11 protein-coding genes are annotated in these 17,127 nt (G+C 48.4%); 6 read left to right on the top strand and 5 right to left on the bottom strand.

The window, feature by feature from the left end; genetic code table 11:
• Nucleotides 1-83 precede the first annotated feature (83 nt).
• Nucleotides 84-893 (bottom strand): bifunctional hydroxymethylpyrimidine kinase/phosphomethylpyrimidine kinase, encoded by an 810-nt coding sequence (gene thiD, locus QUA33_RS19615; RefSeq protein ID WP_333150435.1) that lies wholly within the window; start codon nucleotides 891-893, stop codon nucleotides 84-86.
• A 153-nt stretch (nucleotides 894-1,046) separates the two neighbouring features.
• Between thiD and QUA33_RS19610 the strand changes: the two genes are divergently transcribed.
• Complete coding sequence (locus tag QUA33_RS19610) at nucleotides 1,047-1,826, top strand: MBL fold metallo-hydrolase (RefSeq protein WP_333150433.1); 780 nt, start codon at nucleotides 1,047-1,049, stop codon at nucleotides 1,824-1,826.
• A gap of 143 nt (nucleotides 1,827-1,969) precedes the next feature.
• On the opposite strand, the gene ftsZ is transcribed toward QUA33_RS19610, so the two are convergent.
• On the bottom strand, nucleotides 1,970-3,244 hold the full coding sequence (ftsZ, locus tag QUA33_RS19605) for a cell division protein FtsZ (RefSeq protein WP_333150431.1): 1,275 nt from the start codon (nucleotides 3,242-3,244) through the stop codon (nucleotides 1,970-1,972).
• A gap of 334 nt (nucleotides 3,245-3,578) precedes the next feature.
• Complete coding sequence (locus tag QUA33_RS19600) at nucleotides 3,579-4,481, bottom strand: FtsQ-type POTRA domain-containing protein (RefSeq protein WP_333150429.1); 903 nt, start codon at nucleotides 4,479-4,481, stop codon at nucleotides 3,579-3,581.
• Nucleotides 4,482-4,817: 336 nt separating this feature from the next.
• On the opposite strand from QUA33_RS19600, the gene QUA33_RS19595 reads away from it, so the two are divergent.
• From QUA33_RS19595 to QUA33_RS19580, 4 genes are all read left to right on the top strand, one after another.
• Nucleotides 4,818-6,149 (top strand): P-loop NTPase fold protein, encoded by a 1,332-nt coding sequence (locus QUA33_RS19595; protein ID WP_333150427.1) that lies wholly within the window; start codon nucleotides 4,818-4,820, stop codon nucleotides 6,147-6,149.
• Nucleotides 6,150-6,832: 683 nt separating this feature from the next.
• A complete protein-coding gene (locus QUA33_RS19590) occupies nucleotides 6,833-12,307 on the top strand; it encodes a WD40 domain-containing protein (protein WP_333150425.1) in 5,475 nt (1,824 codons plus the stop codon).
• Nucleotides 12,308-12,503: 196 nt separating this feature from the next.
• Nucleotides 12,504-13,310 (top strand): TPM domain-containing protein, encoded by an 807-nt coding sequence (locus QUA33_RS19585; RefSeq protein ID WP_333150423.1) that lies wholly within the window; start codon nucleotides 12,504-12,506, stop codon nucleotides 13,308-13,310.
• Between the two features lie 143 nt (nucleotides 13,311-13,453).
• Nucleotides 13,454-14,077, top strand: a complete 624-nt coding sequence (locus tag QUA33_RS19580) for a precorrin-8X methylmutase (RefSeq protein ID WP_015179019.1) — start codon at nucleotides 13,454-13,456, stop codon at nucleotides 14,075-14,077.
• 116 nt (nucleotides 14,078-14,193) lie between these two features.
• Here the strand turns inward: QUA33_RS19580 and QUA33_RS19575 are convergent, their stop codons facing one another.
• Both QUA33_RS19575 and QUA33_RS19570 read right to left on the bottom strand, forming a co-directional pair.
• Nucleotides 14,194-14,832, bottom strand: coding sequence for a response regulator transcription factor (locus QUA33_RS19575; RefSeq protein WP_333150421.1), 639 nt, complete (start codon nucleotides 14,830-14,832; stop codon nucleotides 14,194-14,196).
• A 112-nt stretch (nucleotides 14,833-14,944) separates the two neighbouring features.
• A complete protein-coding gene (locus tag QUA33_RS19570) occupies nucleotides 14,945-16,141 on the bottom strand; it encodes a sensor histidine kinase (protein WP_333150419.1) in 1,197 nt (398 codons plus the stop codon).
• 437 nt (nucleotides 16,142-16,578) lie between these two features.
• Between QUA33_RS19570 and QUA33_RS19565 the strand changes: the two genes are divergently transcribed.
• Nucleotides 16,579-17,028 carry a hypothetical protein gene (locus QUA33_RS19565; RefSeq protein ID WP_333150418.1) on the top strand — a complete coding sequence of 150 codons (450 nt, stop codon included), beginning with the start codon at nucleotides 16,579-16,581 and terminating at the stop codon, nucleotides 17,026-17,028.
• Nucleotides 17,029-17,127 lie beyond the last annotated feature (99 nt).

Below are 17,127 nucleotides of genomic sequence, written 5' to 3'. Positions count from 1 at the left end.
AACCAATAACCAATAACCAATAACCAATAACCAATAACCAATAACCAATAACCAATAACCAATAACCAATAACCAATGACTTCTTATTTCAATAAAAGCGGGAAAAAATGACCTACTGGCCCTTGCCCTTCCCCAAGATCCAAAGCATATTTGAGAGCAGTAGTCACATAATCCTTAGCTAATTTCACGGCTGTAAATAAATCTTTACCTAATGCTAAATTAGCAGCGATCGCAGCACTCAAAGTACAACCAGTCCCGTGAGTATTCCCAGTATCAACAGTCTCAGTCTTCAACACATCCAAGCGCGTACCGTCAAACCAAACATCAATTCCCCGCAAATCTCCCGCCATCCCGCCGCCTTTCACCAAAACAGCTTTCGCACCCAAACGGTAAATCTGCTGCGCCGCCGCCCGCATATCGTCTAGAGAAACAATCTCCAAACGGCTCAAAATCTGAGCCTCAAACCGATTCGGAGTCACGACAGCAGCCATTGGAATCAATACATCCCGCAAAAACGCGATCGCCCCGTCATCAATCAATCGATCGCCCGATCGTGAAACCATCACCGGATCGACAACCAAATTCCCTATTCCCAAAGCTTCCACCTGTGAAGCCACCGCCGCCATAATTTCCCGATTCAGCAGCATCCCAGTTTTCACAGCGTGCACCCCAATATCCCCAACCACCGCCTCAATTTGAGCCGCCACAGCCTCCGCAGACAAAGCATCAACTCGCATCACCCCCAAAGTATTTTGAGCCGTCACGCAAGTCAAAGCACTCGTACCGTGCACGCAGTGAAACGCAAAAGTCCGCAAATCCGCCTGAATTCCCGCCCCACCGCCACTATCCGAACCCGCCACAGTCAAAGCCACAGGAATCTTCAATTTAATCATCTTATTTCAACCCCAGATCAACGCCAACTTAAACCAAACAAATCCCATCTTATCCGCGTTCATCAGCGCTCATCCGCCCTCATCTGCGGTTAAAATTCCCCAAACAAAATTAGCTATGATTAAACCAAATGTAAAGAATTATTGCAAACAACTGTGAAAGTCACCCGAATCGACCTCAACTCTTGGATCTTCCACATCGCAGGCCAAACCATCCTCGTCGATCCCTGGCTGGTCGATCCCCTGGTATTTTACGGTCAACCCTGGCTGTTCACCGCCTACCACAACACCCCCGTAGCCTTCACTCCCAGCACCTTACCGCCGATCGACCTCATCCTGATTTCCCAAGGATTAGACGACCACTGTCACAGACCAACACTCGAACGGCTCGATCGCACAATTCCCGCGATCGCCTCACCCACCGCCGCCAAAGTCCTCAGCAGTTTAGGCTACACCAATATCACATCTTTAGCAAATTGGCAAGAGTTAAATTTTAAAGAAAAGTTACAAATAACCGCCGTACCCGGAGCAGAAATCCAGCCCGGACAAGAAGAAAACGGCTATTTGCTCAAAGATTTAAGCAGCGGCGAGACACTTTATTACGAACCGCACCTGCCGCCATTAGACAAAGTTAAACAGAAAATAGACACAGTAGACGTAGCCATCGCCCCAGTCATCGGTCAAATCTTCCCATTCCTCGGACAAGTCATCATCGGCCCTTCGGAAGCCCTCAAACTCGCCCAAACACTCAAACCTCGGTTTTTCCTGCCTACAGCGGCGGGAGACATCCGAGCCACAGGCATTTTACCAATGTTAGTGCGATCGGTCGGCAGCATCCCGGAATTTCGCGATTTACTAGCAAAATCGGGACTCTCCACCCAACTCCTCGAACCCGAACCAGGCCAAACCTTGGAGATTTTGGATTTTAGATTTTAGATTTTCGATTGAAGATTTTCGACTGGAGATTTTCGATTTTCTAGATTGGAGATTTTCGATTTTTTAGATTGGAGATTGGAGATTGGAGATTGGAGATTCAATCCCAAATCCCAAATCCCAAATCTAAAATCTCAAATCTCAAATCATCTTGGCGGGCGACGGTTGCGCAAAAACTCAGGAATATCCAATCCCAAATCCTGCGGCGGTTTCGTTTTCGGATCGGGCGTCTGTTGAGCAGGAGTCGTCGGCCCAGTTGCAGCCCGCCAAGGAGCATTAACATTTTGCGTCCGCCCCTGAGTCGGAGGCGACGGAACTTCGCCGGAAAAACCAGTAGCGATCACAGTAATCTTAATTTCGCCCTGAAGCCGCTCGTCAATCACCGCTCCAAAAATAATATTGGCATTCGGATCGACAACCTCGTAAATCGTCTCAGCCGCCGCATTCACTTCGTGCAGGGTCATGTCAGTACCGCCAGTGATGTTAAAGACTACACCTCTAGCGCCCTCAATAGACGAAGCTTCCAGCAGAGGCGAAGAAATAGCCTGCATCGCAGCCTCCCTAGCCCGCGACTTGCCAGAACCCACGCCGATCCCCATCAAAGCCGAACCCGCATCCGCCATTACCGCCCGCACGTCAGCAAAGTCAACATTCACCAAACCGGGAATAGTAATAATGTCAGAAATACCCTGAACCCCTTGGCGCAGGATATCGTCAGCAACTCGAAAAGCCTCTTGTACCGGCATTTGTTCCGAAATTACAGACAGCAGCTTGTCGTTAGGAATTACGATCAGCGTATCCACCCGGGTTTGCAAAGCCGCAATCCCTTCCTCAGCTTGGCTGGTGCGCCGCCGTCCCTCAAACGTGAAAGGCCGCGTTACTATGCCCACAGTCAAGGCGCCCATTTCCTTAGCGACCTCAGCCACGATCGGAGCAGCGCCCGTGCCCGTACCGCCGCCCATGCCGGCCGTGATAAACACCAAATCCGCATGATTCAGAGCATTAGCAACCTCGTCGCGAGATTCCTCCGCAGCCTTTTGACCGATCGCTGGATTGCCCCCCGCCCCCAAACCGCGCGTCAACTTCTGTCCGACTTGCAAGCGTTTCGGAGCATTTGAGAGAACCAGAGCTTGGGAATCTGTATTCACGCACCAAAACTCGACACCAGAAACCTCGCTAGCAATCATCCGGTTAACGGCGTTGCCCCCACCGCCGCCGACGCCAATTACTTTGATTTTGGCAGCACTGCTGGGCATTATGTCTTTGGGATTGACCATAGGATCGATATCAATACTATCTACATTTACATAACCAGACTTGCGTCTAAAGGGATTGGCGGAATCTGCAGCCACCGGAAAATTTTTTACTTCTTCCGAAGGGGGACTGTCTTGGTCAGACCCCTGTCTATTATTAAGCTTCATTAGAGTCGGGGATAGTAGATTACAGCTTTTTAACTAAACGCCAATTCACAATCAACTATAGGCTAAGTTGCGCGAAAAACTAACACTGGTCGATGCTTAATGTTAGCAATCTCGGATTTGGCAGACCTCGCTAGCCCAGACCTCACTTGACCCCATCCAGGTACTTGACCGGATTAAGGCAGTTGTAAGCAAGGCAGAAGGAAAAAAAAGGATACTAGCCCCAAACGCGGGGTGCTATCCAAAAACTGTGCTGATTGCAAGCCCTGCCTATCGATCCTGGTGGGCAAAAATTCTGCCTATCGATCGATACCTTCTACCTTTTGTTGACACAGAATCAATTCTGGGCGCGAGTGGGTGCGGGGGTGGAACTCTCCAAACTGGGGGGGAGTTCTGGCAAATGGACGATCGGCGAAGCAGGATTTTTCAAGTCAATGTAGGCTATTTTGCTTGAATCTATCTGTTTTGGCAATTGTCGCATTCGGTCTAAAACCTTAAGTTGCTCCGCAGTCCTGGAACTGTACGGCCCTAAGTGTACGGTACCGATCTCTGTTTTCAAGATCAAGTTGTTCGGGTTTTGCCAATTAATCTCAAACACTTTCACCGTCAAGCCGCCGAGTCCTTGGTAAAACTTCGGCCAATAGGCGCGATACTGTTCCAAAGGCCCGATGACTTTTAAAGTGGGCAAAGAACGCTGAGGCTGCGTTCCCGGAATGCTGCCGGGCCCGATCGAACTATTCTGCGATCGTACAGCAGTATAACTATCCGACGGCATCCAACCTCCGCGAGCGTCCAGCCACCCCACTTTTTCCTTGTCACTGTTCGATCTCAACACTGCAGTCGGCTGCGCCACAGCCACCGGCAGGCGTTCTGCCACTTCTACAGTCAAACTCGGCGGAAACAAGTTACGAGTCACCTTCGCTTGGGCGATCGGCCCCGTTGACTCCAGCTTTTCGGCCAGCGCCTGCGGTTGAATCCCCCACAGCGACTGCGGGTAAGACAGCGGAACCAAAGACCGCACCGCCTTGTCTGACAGCCACTGATTGCCCTCCACCTTCACTTGTTCCGATCGGGCAATCAACCAAGCCGGCTGAGCAATCCACCACAGCAAACCTCCAGCCATTGCACTCGCTGCCAGCATTTGCCACACAACAGCCGCCAATCGAGCGCGCCTTTGCTGCCGCAACTTTTGGCGCCTGCGCCCTAACTCTGTTTGAGAAACCGCTCCAAAACTAGCCATCTACGTCTTGACAATATAGTAATTAAGGATTAGCACAAATTCAAAACTGTTTAATCTCTCTCTTGAACCCTGTTTTCCCCTACCATTTAACCAGATCCCCACAAATTTACCCAGACTCCTGCCAATATCAGTAATATCACTGATCCACTTAAGTAATAAAAAATTATTAATTAAGAATTCCCAATTCCAGCGCCGGGAAAACCCCTTGCCAGCTCCAGGTTCTTTGGGTATTTAGGGCATTACCCCACAGTGCAAAAGGTTACAAATCAAACTAAACTCAGGCAAAGAAAGTTTAGACTTTCGATTAACTTTTTTAACTTTTATTCGGCTTCCATTGTGATCGCACTCGAATTAGACAGATTCTATAAAGCCTGCAACCCGAGCAAGACCCTTGTTGCGGGAGACCCAGGAGATTATCAATACTACATTGATTTTGGTTCCGTGCGCGGCGGCAAAATCATTGAATCTTTACAGCGAACCATTACCCGCATCTCCCCCAACGAGCCAACCTGTCAGCTATTTACAGGACATATCGGGTGTGGCAAATCTACGGAATTGTTTCGACTGAAAGCTGAGTTAGAGCAAGAGGGTTTTTGCGTCGTCTACTTCGAGTCTTCCCAAGACTTAGACATGGGTGATGTAGACATCAGCGATATTTTGCTGAGCATTGCGCGCCAAGTCAGCGAAACTATGGAATCGGCTAAAATCAAACTCAGACCGAGCTATTTTACAAATCTGTTTGCAGAAGTAGCAGAATTTTTGCAGACTCCCATAGATTTGTCAGCGGAAGCCGAGTTATCTGTAGGCATTGCGAGAGTTACTGCTAAAACTAAAGACTCTCCCAAATTGCGATCGCAACTCAGGCAATATCTCGAACCCCGCACCAACAGCATTTTGCAGTCGATCAACGAAGAACTCCTCAACAAAGCTAACACCGAACTCAAGCAGCAAGGCAAAAAAGGGCTTGCAGTCATCGTTGACAACCTCGATCGCCTCGATGCCTCCCTCAAACCCAGCGGACGCACCCAGCCAGAATATCTGTTTTTAGACCGCGGCGAACAGTTGAAAAAACTCAATTGCCATGTCGTCTACACGATTCCCCTGACTTTGATTTTTTCCAACGACTTCGGCCGCCTCGCCAGTCGATTTGGAGTCAAGCCCAAGGTGATGCCGATGGTACCGGTGCAAATGCGATCGGGCGACAATCACATTGAAGGAATGGCACTGCTGCGGCAGCTAGTATTAGCTAGAGCTTTCCCCGCAGTTGCCCCCCATCAACGCATCGATTTGATTTCCCAGGTGTTTGACTCTCCCGAAACTTTAGATCGGCTTTGTCGGATTAGTGGCGGTCACGTTCGCAATCTACTAATGCTTTTGTATAGCTGTTTACAGCACGAAGACCCTCCCTTCTCTCGCGAATGTCTCGAAAGCGTCATTCAAGAATATCGCGATGACCTTTTGGGAGCCATCAATGACCTGGAATGGGAATTGCTGTTTCAAGTCGTCAAGCGACAAAGTGTAACAGGCGAAGAAGAGTCTCAAATCTTGTTGCGAAGTATGTTTGTCTTTGAATACCGCGATCAAGAAGGCCGTTGGTTTGGGATTAATCCAGCTCTAGCAGAAACCAGAAAATATAAGGAGTGGCAGCAGCGCACTGAAGCAAAATAGTTTGGATTTGTGAGATAGCTTCGTGACTCTAAGAACCCTTAACCACGAGGGAATTAGAAAGTATTTAACTGAAAATTCATCGCTCACAACTCCGAAATCTTACCATCCAATACAGAAATCAGTCAGCGGTTTTTGCCCCTGGCTGATTTCTGTTGAATGCTGGCTATAGGCGGTGAATGTTATTGTCGTGTAAAACTTTGCGACCACTAAGGACTTTGCCCACTCTCAACTCTCGTATCTGCAATGTCAGACCCCCTATTTCTGTTTTTATCTGTTGCTCTTAATTTCACATAATCTCATCGCGGGCGACAGTTTTTTTGCGGTTGTTTTAAATGCCTGCTACAGATATATCGAAGTTGTTTACTAATAGCTAGCAGTCGGTACGATCGTTAACTTAGCAGTTGCTTATTTACGATCTGTAGTCCTTTATATGTAGCTGAATCAAAAAATCTAATGGTGACCTTAAATTTTTATTGGGAAGTCTAGCATTCTCTGAGATTGAGCGGTATGATATCTTTACATTGGCTCTAATAACTATGTAAGTATTGATAAGACAAGTACGGAAAACTACGTATTTATACAGAGATAAAGCGTCAGACAGAGACGGTCACGTCTAAGTAGATACGCTTTCAGTCACGATTGGCGAGCGTTAGGTAATTGATTAATGCAAAAGAGGTGCACGCATGACCGATCTAATTAAGGTACAAGAAACTGCCAACTACAACGAGCGCTCGCTCAAAACTCTGGTCAGGTCCATCACAATGTCTCAACACCAATTCTCGCTAATTTTGGTGCGTTGCAACTACGAGCAGTTGCGGCAGCAAATAGCGCAGCGGCTGCGAGAAGTGTCCCCAGTTCCAATTCAAGATCTCGTCCTGCCAGCTTCAGTCAAAACCCTTTACACTACTCTGCAGGCAAGCACTTTCCAAGAGGGGTACTCGCCTGTCAGTACAGCCTCAGCTTTGATGGTATTCGGTTTAGAAACAGTAGTAGCGATCGACGAACTGATGGCTTCTACCAATCAAGTGCGAGACGAATTTCGCAAAAATTTTTCCTGCCCAGTGATTTTGTGGGTAACAGATGACATCGTGACCAAAATGATTCGTCTGGCCCCGGATTTCAAAAGTTGGGCCGCCGCCACAATTAAATTTGAAATGGGCGTTGACGAATTAATTAATTTCCTCGCTAAGCGGGCCGATACTATATTTAAAATAGGCGAACTCAATCAAGAACTCGCCAGCAGCAACGTCAGCAGCATAGCTAATTGTGAGAGCTGCGAAACCCCGTGCGAAAAACGCGGTATTGAGCGCGAAATCAGCTCTGGAGAACGCTTTCTAACTTTTAACTCAGCACCCCAAAACCGACGACAATCAGATGTCCGCTCGTATTCGCCATTGAGTCCGGGCAATACCTTCGATTTGGCGATCGGCTCTTTGCCACGCCGAGAACTAGAATTAGCTTTAAGAGATTTACAAAATCGCGGTGAAGAATTAGAACCCGCCCTCAAAGCCAGCCTGCAATTCGTTCTCGGTCGAGATTACTATGTCAGCGACCAAACCGAAACTGCCTTAATTCACTACCAAGAAAGCTTAGTATTTTGGCAGCATCAAACTGGCAATTGGGAACTCGCAAACTGGGAAAATTCCGAAAACCCAGAAACCCTCTCCTGCTCATTGTCCAATCCTGTCCCCAACATCCTATTTTTAGAGAGAGAAGGGATAGTGCTATTTCACATAGCCCTGTGTCACCGCTTGCAAGCAGCCAGAAATCCGGTAGCCAACCGCCAACACTGGGAACAAGCTTGGATTAGCCTGGAACAATCTAGAAACGCTTTCTCCCTTGCCTCACGCCCCGAATTGGTAGCTGAGGTGACAGCACACCTCGGAGAAGTGCTGCAGCGCCTGAAAGCGTGGGGAGAGTTGCAAGCATTAGCTGAAAATTCTTTGCAGTTGCACTTCACTTACGGTACTCCCAGTCAACTAGCTCAAGATTACGGCTTTTTGGCAGAAGTTGCCCTGCAACAGTCGAGGTGGAGTCAAGCCCGCCAGCTAGCGGAGTTGGCTTTGGCGATTTTGGATCAAACGCCTAATGATTTGAGATTGCTGATTGAAGATTTGAGATTGGGGTTTGAGGGAAATTATCCAGAAATTGTGGGTCCTAACGAGTTAAGTAACGAACCCAAATCTAAAATCCAACATCCTAAATCCGACAGGAGTTCGTATCTTTTACTTTTAGCCAGAAGTTTGCGACAGCTAGGGCAGTGGGAAGCGGCCGTTCATTCTTTGGAGTTGGCTCAATCTCAAAGCGAGCCGAAGTACGACCCCCGACTTTACATCGATATTTTGACAGAACTGCAAGCGGTTTATTTCGAGCAGGGAGAGTATCTGAAAGCGTTTCGGATTAAAAAAACCCAGCGGTCGATCGAATATCAATACGGATTTAGAGCTTTTATCGGAGCCAGCCAATTGCAGCAGCAGCGCCAAGCTGTTAATCCTTCGGGTCCCTCAGCTCAAAACCAAGCTGCCATCGCAGCGGAAATGACAGCTTACTCGCGCCAAACAGATATCAATAGCTTGCTAGAAAGAATTAGCAGGGACGACCATAAATTAACTATTATTCATGGGCCCAGCGGAGTCGGGAAAAGTTCTCTAGTCAATGCCGGCTTAGTACCAGCTTTGAAAAATATTACTCCGGGCGCGCGCGATACATTGCCCGTAGTAGTCAAAGTTTACACGGACTGGCTGGTGGAGTTAGAAAATGCTTTGAACAGCGCACTGTACGACAAACAAGCCGAAGAGGAAAGTAAATTAATCTCGAAAGGACTACAGGAAATCCACCAAAAAAGTTGCTCGGTTATTCCTGCTCGCAGCTCGGAAGTCTCTTCTTTTATTATAGAGCAGTTGCGCGAAAATGCCAGAAATAATTTATTGACAGTGCTGATTTTCGATCAATTTGAAGAGTTTTTCTTTGTTTCGACTTCAGTGGCACAAAGACAACTTTTTTATAATTTTTTGCGGTTGTTCTTGAATTTGCCTTATGTCAAGATAATTCTGTGCTTGCGCGAAGATTATTTGCACTACTTACTAGATTGCGATCGCTTCCCAAATCTTGACGCTATTAACAATAATATTCTCGACAAAAGCATCCGTTACCAACTGCGGAGTTTTTCTATCAAAGACGCGCGGGCTGTCATCGGACACTTAACAGAACGGGCGGAATTTTATTTAGAGCCGGCACTGATCGATGCCTTCGTAGAAGATTTAGCAGACGAACTGCAAGAAGTGCGACCAATCGAATTGCAGGTAGTAGGAGCGCAACTGCAAGAAGAAGGTATTACCAGTCTAGCACAATACCAGCAATTGGGGGACAATCCCAAAGCGGAATTAGTGAAAAGATCGCTCGAAAGAGTCATCTCTGACTGCGGTCTGGTTAACGAAGATGCAGCGTGGAAAATCTTGTTTTCCCTGACAGATGAAAGAGGCGTTCGCCTGATAAAAACGAAACACGAACTCTCGTTAGTGACAGGTCCGCAGCCAGCCGAGGCCCGGGAAACCGAATTATCGGCGATCGGCAGAAACCGACTGTCCTTACAGCGACAGTTCGCAAAAGACCCTGAAAATCGACAAAATAAAACCGACAACCTCGACTTAATTTTAGACATTTTAGTTGGTCACGGTTTGCTATTTCTGCTACGGGAAGCGCCCGAAGACCGCTATCAATTGGTACACGACTATTTAGTGCGACCGATCCGCCAAAGATTCGGCTTAGAAGCCAGACTGCACAAAGCAGAAGCAGACAAAAAAATGAGTCAAGCACAGCTCTACCGAGCCAATACTTTTCTCAAACAACTGCTGGGAGTAGCAGTGATCGGCGTCATGCTGCTAACCAGTTCCACCATCGCCGCCGTAAATTTTTGGTGGCGGGCCGTTGGTCAAAAACAGCTAGCTGTCGCTCAAACTCAGCGAGCCGAAATCAGTACCCTGACAGCAGCTTCTGAAGCACTTTATTTCTCAAACAACAAATTTGACGCCATGATGGAAAGTTTGAGAGCTGGCAAAAAGTGGAAACAGATCGAACACTCCCAACAAATGTATACTCTCAAGGACACCGAAATTCTGATTTCTGCTGCCCTCCAGCAGGCAGTTTATGGAGTCAAAGAACGCAACCGCTTGGAAGGACATGGCGATGTAGTTTGGGGTCTTAGCTTCAGTCCAGACGGCGAAACAATAGCTTCTTCCAGTGTAGATAAAACCGTCAAACTTTGGCGGCGCGACGGCAGTTTGTTGGCAACTTTCAAAGGCCATACTAACAGTGTCTCCTGTGTGGCGTTCAGTCCCGACAACAAAACCATAGCCTCGGCAAGTTTAGATAAAACTGTCAAAATTTGGCAAACTGACGGCAGTTTGCTGGCAACTTTCAAAGGGCATACTAATAGCGTTACCAGCGTTGCTTTTAGTTCTGACGGTCAAACGATCGCTAGTGGCTCTACAGATAAAACTATCAAACTTTGGAAAACCGACGGCACGCTGCTGAGAACGATCGAACAATTTGCTCCCGTAAATTGGCTAAGCTTCAGCCGCGACGGCAAAATAATCGCTGTGGCTAGCGATGACGGTAGTGTGAAACTGTGGAGTTCTGACGGCAGGTTAATCGCTAATTTATGGCACAGCGAAAACAGACAACCCTCGAAAATTTACACCGTCAGTTTCTCCCCCGATGGTGAAACGATCGCCAGTGCGGGTGAAGATAAAACGGTGAAAATCTGGAGCATCGCTGCACTCAAACACCCACCAACAGAAAATTCAACACAAGCAAAAAAAGGTGAACTGCTAACAACTTTGCGGGGACACACCAAGTGGGTATTTGGTGTCAGTTTCTCCCCCGACGGTCAAACACTTGCTTCAGGAAGTGCAGACGGGACTGTCAAACTCTGGAGTCTTGCTGGTGTTGGCGACAAACGCCCAACCGATGCTAGCAACATTAAACCAGAGAGTCGCTTACTGAGAACTTTTGAGGGACACGCCGATCGAGTTACTCAGGTGAGTTTTAGCCCGGAAGGCAAAACCTTGGCTTCGGCGAGTTTTGACAAAACTATCAGGCTGTGGCGACTCGATGACGTGCCGCTCAAAACCCTCGACGGACACCAAAACCGGGTGCAAAGCGTTACTTTCAGCCCCAACGGCCAAAGGCTGGCTTCTGCTTCTACGGACAACACTATCAAACTCTGGAGCCGCACGGGAGTTTTGCTAGAAACCTTGGAAGGACACACTCAGAGAGTCGCCAGCGTCAGTTTCAGCCCCGACGGCCAGCTACTTGCTTCTGGGAGTTACGACAAAACGGTGAAAGTCTGGAGTTTGACAGAAGATGGCATGAATAATATTCTCCCTTGTCCTTCGGCTCCGCTATTCCCGTGTTCGCCTTCTGTGCTGTTCACTCTCGACGGCCACGCCGACAGCGTGATGAGCGTGAGTTTTAGCCCCGACAGCGAGGTTCTGGCTTCGGCGAGTAAGGATAAGACTGTGAAACTCTGGACTAGAAACGGCAGGCTGATTAAAACTTTAACGGGACACACAGGCTGGGTGACTGGAGTGACTTTCAGTCCCGACGGCTCGATGCTGGCTTCTGCAAGCGATGACGGTACTCTCAAACTGTGGAATCGGGATGGTCGTTTGCTGAGAACTTTTGAAGGAGCTCACAACAGTTTTGTGTTGGGGGTGGCTTTTAGCCCTGATGGCAAAATGCTGGCTTCGGCTGGTTACGACAATTCCGTGAAACTGTGGAAGGTAGATGGGACTTTGGTGGCGACGCTGCTGAAGGGTTCTAGCGACAGCGTGACTAGCGTGGGTTTTAGCCCGGATGGTTTGTTGGTTGCTTCGGGCAGTTACGATCATAAGGTGAAGTTGTGGAGCCGCAGCGGGACTTTGCTGAAAACTTTGACTGGTCACAAGGATAGTGTGATGAGCGTGAGTTTTAGCCCGGATGGGAAGGTTCTTGCTTCTGCAGGCCGGGATAATCGGGTGATTTTATGGAATTTGGATCTTGACGATTTGCTGGTGAGGGGCTGTGACTGGGTGGGAGATTATCTGAGAACTAATCCTAATGTGAGCGATCGCGATCGGGGTCTTTGTGAGGGGGTTGGGGCAAAATCTCAATTGTAGTCTGAAGGAAGAGGGAAGAGGCAAGAGGCAAGAGGGGAGAAGGGAGAGGGATTCCAAACTTTCCTTGCTCGAACTCTTCCCCTTGGTCTCGGCTTCCTGTAAAGTAAATAATTGTAAAGAAATATGAGTTTTCTCTTATCCTCTGGTTAAGACAGCCAGCTAGCATTCACAATTAAGACCCGGATTATAAGTTCCTATGTCACAGCTTTTCCCGCGAAAATTTCTAGCCTCTGTTGCTGCATTTTTTCTGGCTTTGTCGGTGTGGACGATCGCACCTGCGGCCCACGCTTTCAATAATCCCGATTTGTTGCCTTCAACTCAGACGCCGATCATTGACTTAGCTAAAGCCCTTACGGATATTGAAGAACAAAATTTGGTAAAAAATTTAAAGGCATTTGAAGCCGAAACCGGTTGGAAACTGCGAGTGCTGACTCAGTACGATCGCACGCCCGGTTTGGCTGTCAAAAGTTATTGGGGGCTAGATGACAAGAGTGTGTTGCTAGTTGCTGACCCCCGAGGGGGCAATTTGCTCAATTTTAATGTCGGCGACTCGCTGTATCCGCTGCTGCCGCGAACTTTTTGGGTGGAACTGCAAACCCGCTACGGTAATCAATTTTTTGTGCGGGACAATGGCGAAGATCGAGCGATTATTGAATCTTTGGAGTCGATAGAAGGCTGTTTGCGTCAGGGCGGATGCCGCGTGGTTCCCGGTTTGCCGAGGGAACAGTGGGTTCTGACGTTAATTACGTCGGTGGTTGGCGGCGTCATCTGCGGCTTTGCGGCTCAACCTCGGAAGCCGGGACAGGTTGTGGCTTGGCAGTGGGCGCTGATTTTTTCGCCGCTGTGGGGAATTCTGTTTTTCGCTTTCGGACTTGGGCCGGTGGTGACTCGGACTTCTGACTGGTTGCCTGTGGTTCGGAATGTGGCGGGTTTTGCGATCGGAGTTTTGGTGGCATTCCTGACTCCGGTGTTGGGCAAATCTTCTTCGTCGTCGGAAACTTAGTTGTCAGTTGTCAGTTGGCAGTTGCCAGTCAACAAGTTATCAGTCATCAGTCAACAGTCAACAGTCAACAGTCAACAGTCAACAAATGACTAAAAGCTGGTAAGCTGATACCTGACAACTCAGAGGCGACAGCTATCCAACAAATGGAATGGCACGTAAGCGATGCCCAGAGTCTGGGATTAATCGATAACGAAATTGGCGACCACGGTTTTTCAGCGGCGGAGTACGAAATAGTCCGCCGCGTGATTTATGCGACTGCTGATTTTGAGTACAAGTCTTTAATTAGTTTTTCCGATCAGGCTTTGCAGGCTGGGGCGGCGGCTTTGGCTGCTCGGACTACGATCGTGGTAGATGTGCCGATGGTGCAGGTGGGCATTACGCCCCTGATCCAAAGTACCTTTGCGAATCCGGTTTACTGTTCGATGGAGGCTTTGACACGCCCCCAAAAGGAAAGGACGCGGGCGGCTTGGGGGATTGAAACTTTGGCAAGACGCTATCCTGAAGGGATTTTTGTGGTGGGCCAGGCTCAAACTGCTTTGTCGGCGATCGTGGATTTGATTGAATCTGAGGAAATTCGGCCGGCTTTGGTGATTGGGACGCCTTCTGGGTTTGTGGGGGTGGACGTGGCGAAGTCGCGGCTGCACGATTCGATGATTCCTCACATTCGGATTGAGGGCCGCAAGGGCTCTGCGGTGGTAGCTGTGGCTATTGTTAACGGGCTGGTGGATTTGGCTTGGCAGGCTTACGGCCAAGAGGGGAACAGTTGATGATTTTGTGTGCTGCTGGCGCGGATGGGTGGGTGTAAAAAATCGGGCGGTAAGAAAGTGGCTGAATCTGTCTCTGAGCAAGGCTTGGATTGCCACTTTCAGGCATCGATAAGTCCTTAATTGAAGAGTGAATGAGCCAACAGCGCCGCTTGAGTTCGATCGCGCAAATTCAACCTACTCAAAATATTCGTTACATAGTTCTTTACCGTGTTTTCGGACAAAAATAATGTTTGAGCAATCTCTCGGTTGTTCGCGCCCGAAGCTATTAAACGCAACACTTCTAATTCTCTGGGCGTGAGTTGCTCTAATTCTGGTGGAGAAACAACCGTCGGATTAGTTGCAGCAGGAGTCATCAGGGCTTTCTCAAACAATCCGGGGCCGAGTTGCGTGTGTCCTTTATAAACAGCGCGAATGGCTAACGCAAGTTCGTCGGGTTCGGTATCTTTGAGCAGGTAGCCTTTTGCACCCAGCCGCATTGCTTGGCTGACATATTCATCGTCATCAAAGGTGGTTAAAACCAGCACTTTTGTATCGGGATAAGATTCGGCGATCGCCCCGGTTGCTGCTACGCCATCCATCACGGGCATCCGAATATCCATCAGCACAATGTCCGGCTGTAGGATGGGAATTTGTGCGATCGCCTCCTGTCCGTTTTCAGCTTCACCAATTACCTGCATATCAGAATAGCATTCCAGGATACTCTTGATTCCCCGGCGAATAATATGCCGATCGTCCACTAGCAAAATCCGAATCATATAACAATCCTCGCATCAATTAGCGTCGGGCAAACGGCACTGCATTATCATTTCTTCAGTCTCAAGCGAGAGGGACAAAAGTTTGTATAGACGCGGTTTCAACCGCTGATTCCTATATGTTTTGAGAGGGCAAAGAAACCGAAATCCGGCAACCGTTTTCAGACTTGCTGTAAATCGCAAATTGACCGCCCGCCGCGGCAACTCGTTCGCGCATTCCCTGGAGTCCGAATCCAGTGGTATTTTGTGCAGGGTCGAAGCCTTTGCCGTTGTCAGCAATCGACAAATAAATCTGTCCTGCGTGTTGCTGCAACCCAACTGTCACCATCGTTGCATCAGCGTGTTTGTGAATATTTGTGAGCGATTCTTGCACAATTCTGTAAAGTGTTGTATTGATTTCCTGAGATAGCAGAACTGGTAAGCGAATCGAGTTGGAAACTTCGATCGCAGTCATGCGCTGAAAGTCTTGGAGAAGTTTGTCGACCGCACTTTCGAGCGACAATCCTTGCAAAGGATTCGATCGCAACACCGAAACAGATTTGCGAATTTCTAACAAAGCTTCCGATCCGAGTTGTTTCGCCTGTTTCAGAAACTCCAGCGCTTTCTCATCCTCCGATTTCCAGAACAATAGGGCATTATTGAGCTGAATTGTTTGAGCCGCGAGGGTGTGTCCGAGTCCGTCATGGATTTCGCGGGCAATCCGATTGCGTTCCTGCAAAGTTGCCTGGTCTTCAATTCGCAGCGCATAGTGGCGGAGTTGTTCGTGAGTTATAGCTAATTTATCGTGAGCGATTTCTAATTGCTCTCGGCTTTGGCGTTCCGCAATCAACGCATTAATTAACAATAAAGCAAACACTAATGTCAAACCAAATAATAACACATTGCTAAATCGCCATTCCCAAACAGTTGCAATGACTTTTTCAGGTAAAATAGGTTTTAATAACAGTAGCGAGCTATAGGACAGCAGGGCTAAACCCAAGACTGTCACCTGCCCCGGCTGGCGGAAGATCAGACAACTACGCATCAGCAGCACGAGAAAAAGCAAAAAGCTCGATCGGCTCGATAACCCTTCGCGGACAATTGGCAGCAAAATCAAGCCAAATTCTAGGGCTGTAAATAAAACTTTTCTACCTAACCGAACTGTTGGCAAACGCAACCCGAGCGCGCCGAAAAGTGCGATCGCGCCAACCCGTAACAGCAGCGACCAGAGCGACTGAAACGGATGCAGCACTTCCATCAAGGCTGCCGTCGCCAGCAGCAGCCACTCCAAATAAAGCAACAAACGAAAGGACGGATAGGTCAAGCGAATCATAGAACTTTTCCCCATCAAAAGCTGGAGCGATTCAAGCAAGGTCGCTGACCTAATTGTAGAAGGTATCTTGGAGTCAAAAAACACGTTACCCCCTTATGTTGGGAAGGAAGTTCGGCAACGCGCAGTGAATCGGGATTTAACGGATGAATGTTGAGGGAATTGGTCATTGAGCAATTCTCCCACTCTCCCACTCTCCCACTCTCCCGCTCTTCCCGCGCTCCCCTTTTGCCATAACAGACAAGTTATGTATAGCAGCTTAGCGAATCTGCCAACGATCGCGCTAGAGCCTTTTCGGCTGATTTTGGCATTTGGGACTAGGAAAAAAGTCACAACCGCTAAGTGCTTTTTGACTGGTCAAGTTAGGAATCTTGGGTCATGCGCTGGCTGATTTTAGCCTATAAGATTTGGTGGTGAAGGTTAATTAGAGGCAGTAAATCATGAAAAGAACAACGATCGTACCAGCATTTCTCCTCGTCGGTGCACTTTTGGTAGGCGGTTTGTCTGGTTGTACGCAATCCAATGCCTCCGAAGCTACCCAACCTGACACGACGGCGGCCAATCCAGTAAGTTCCGACCAAGCGAAGGCGGATTCTGCTTCCACTCAAACTGCTCAACCTGTCGCGGCGACTGCAACTCCAAGTTCAGCGCAACCGAAAGCAACGGATGCAGAACGCGCACAGAAACGCGAGGAACTTCGCAAACAAGTCGAAGCGGTGTTGACGCCCGAGCAGGTACAACAGTTAGAAACTAAAGTCAAGGGAGGTGAAAAAATGCGGAAAGCTTTGTCCGAGCTAAATCTCACCGCCGAACAAAAGACAAAAATTAAAGACATTCTCAAGACTGCTTATCCTCGGGGGCAAAAGCAGTCTCAAACAAGTTCGCAATAACGTTCCGATCGGGCAATTTGCAGTGCGTAACTGATACAGGACTTGCGCGGGTTCTCCGGCCTACTCCACAAGAAAATTGATCTGTTGTGGAACAGGCAA

Source organism: Microcoleus sp. Pol14D4 (genome assembly GCF_036701245.1).
Classification (GTDB): Bacteria; Cyanobacteriota; Cyanobacteriia; order Cyanobacteriales; family Microcoleaceae; genus Microcoleus.
Note: the sequence above shows the minus strand (reverse complement) of the source record. Positions and strands in the feature narration are given on the sequence as shown.

Excerpts from the sequence above, each read along its gene's own strand:
- QUA33_RS19565 (WP_333150418.1), top strand. The coding sequence starts at position 16,579 with ATGAAAAGAACAACGATCGTACCAGCATTTCTCCTCGTCGGTGCACTT.
- ftsZ (WP_333150431.1), bottom strand. The coding sequence starts at position 3,244 with ATGAAGCTTAATAATAGACAGGGGTCTGACCAAGACAGTCCCCCTTCG.
- QUA33_RS19570 (WP_333150419.1), bottom strand. The coding sequence starts at position 16,141 with ATGATTCGCTTGACCTATCCGTCCTTTCGTTTGTTGCTTTATTTGGAG.
- QUA33_RS19585 (WP_333150423.1), top strand. The coding sequence starts at position 12,504 with ATGTCACAGCTTTTCCCGCGAAAATTTCTAGCCTCTGTTGCTGCATTT.
- QUA33_RS19580 (WP_015179019.1), top strand. The coding sequence starts at position 13,454 with ATGGAATGGCACGTAAGCGATGCCCAGAGTCTGGGATTAATCGATAAC.
- QUA33_RS19590 (WP_333150425.1), top strand. The coding sequence starts at position 6,833 with ATGACCGATCTAATTAAGGTACAAGAAACTGCCAACTACAACGAGCGC.
- thiD (WP_333150435.1), bottom strand. The coding sequence starts at position 893 with ATGATTAAATTGAAGATTCCTGTGGCTTTGACTGTGGCGGGTTCGGAT.
- QUA33_RS19600 (WP_333150429.1), bottom strand. The coding sequence starts at position 4,481 with ATGGCTAGTTTTGGAGCGGTTTCTCAAACAGAGTTAGGGCGCAGGCGC.
- QUA33_RS19575 (WP_333150421.1), bottom strand. The coding sequence starts at position 14,832 with ATGATTCGGATTTTGCTAGTGGACGATCGGCATATTATTCGCCGGGGA.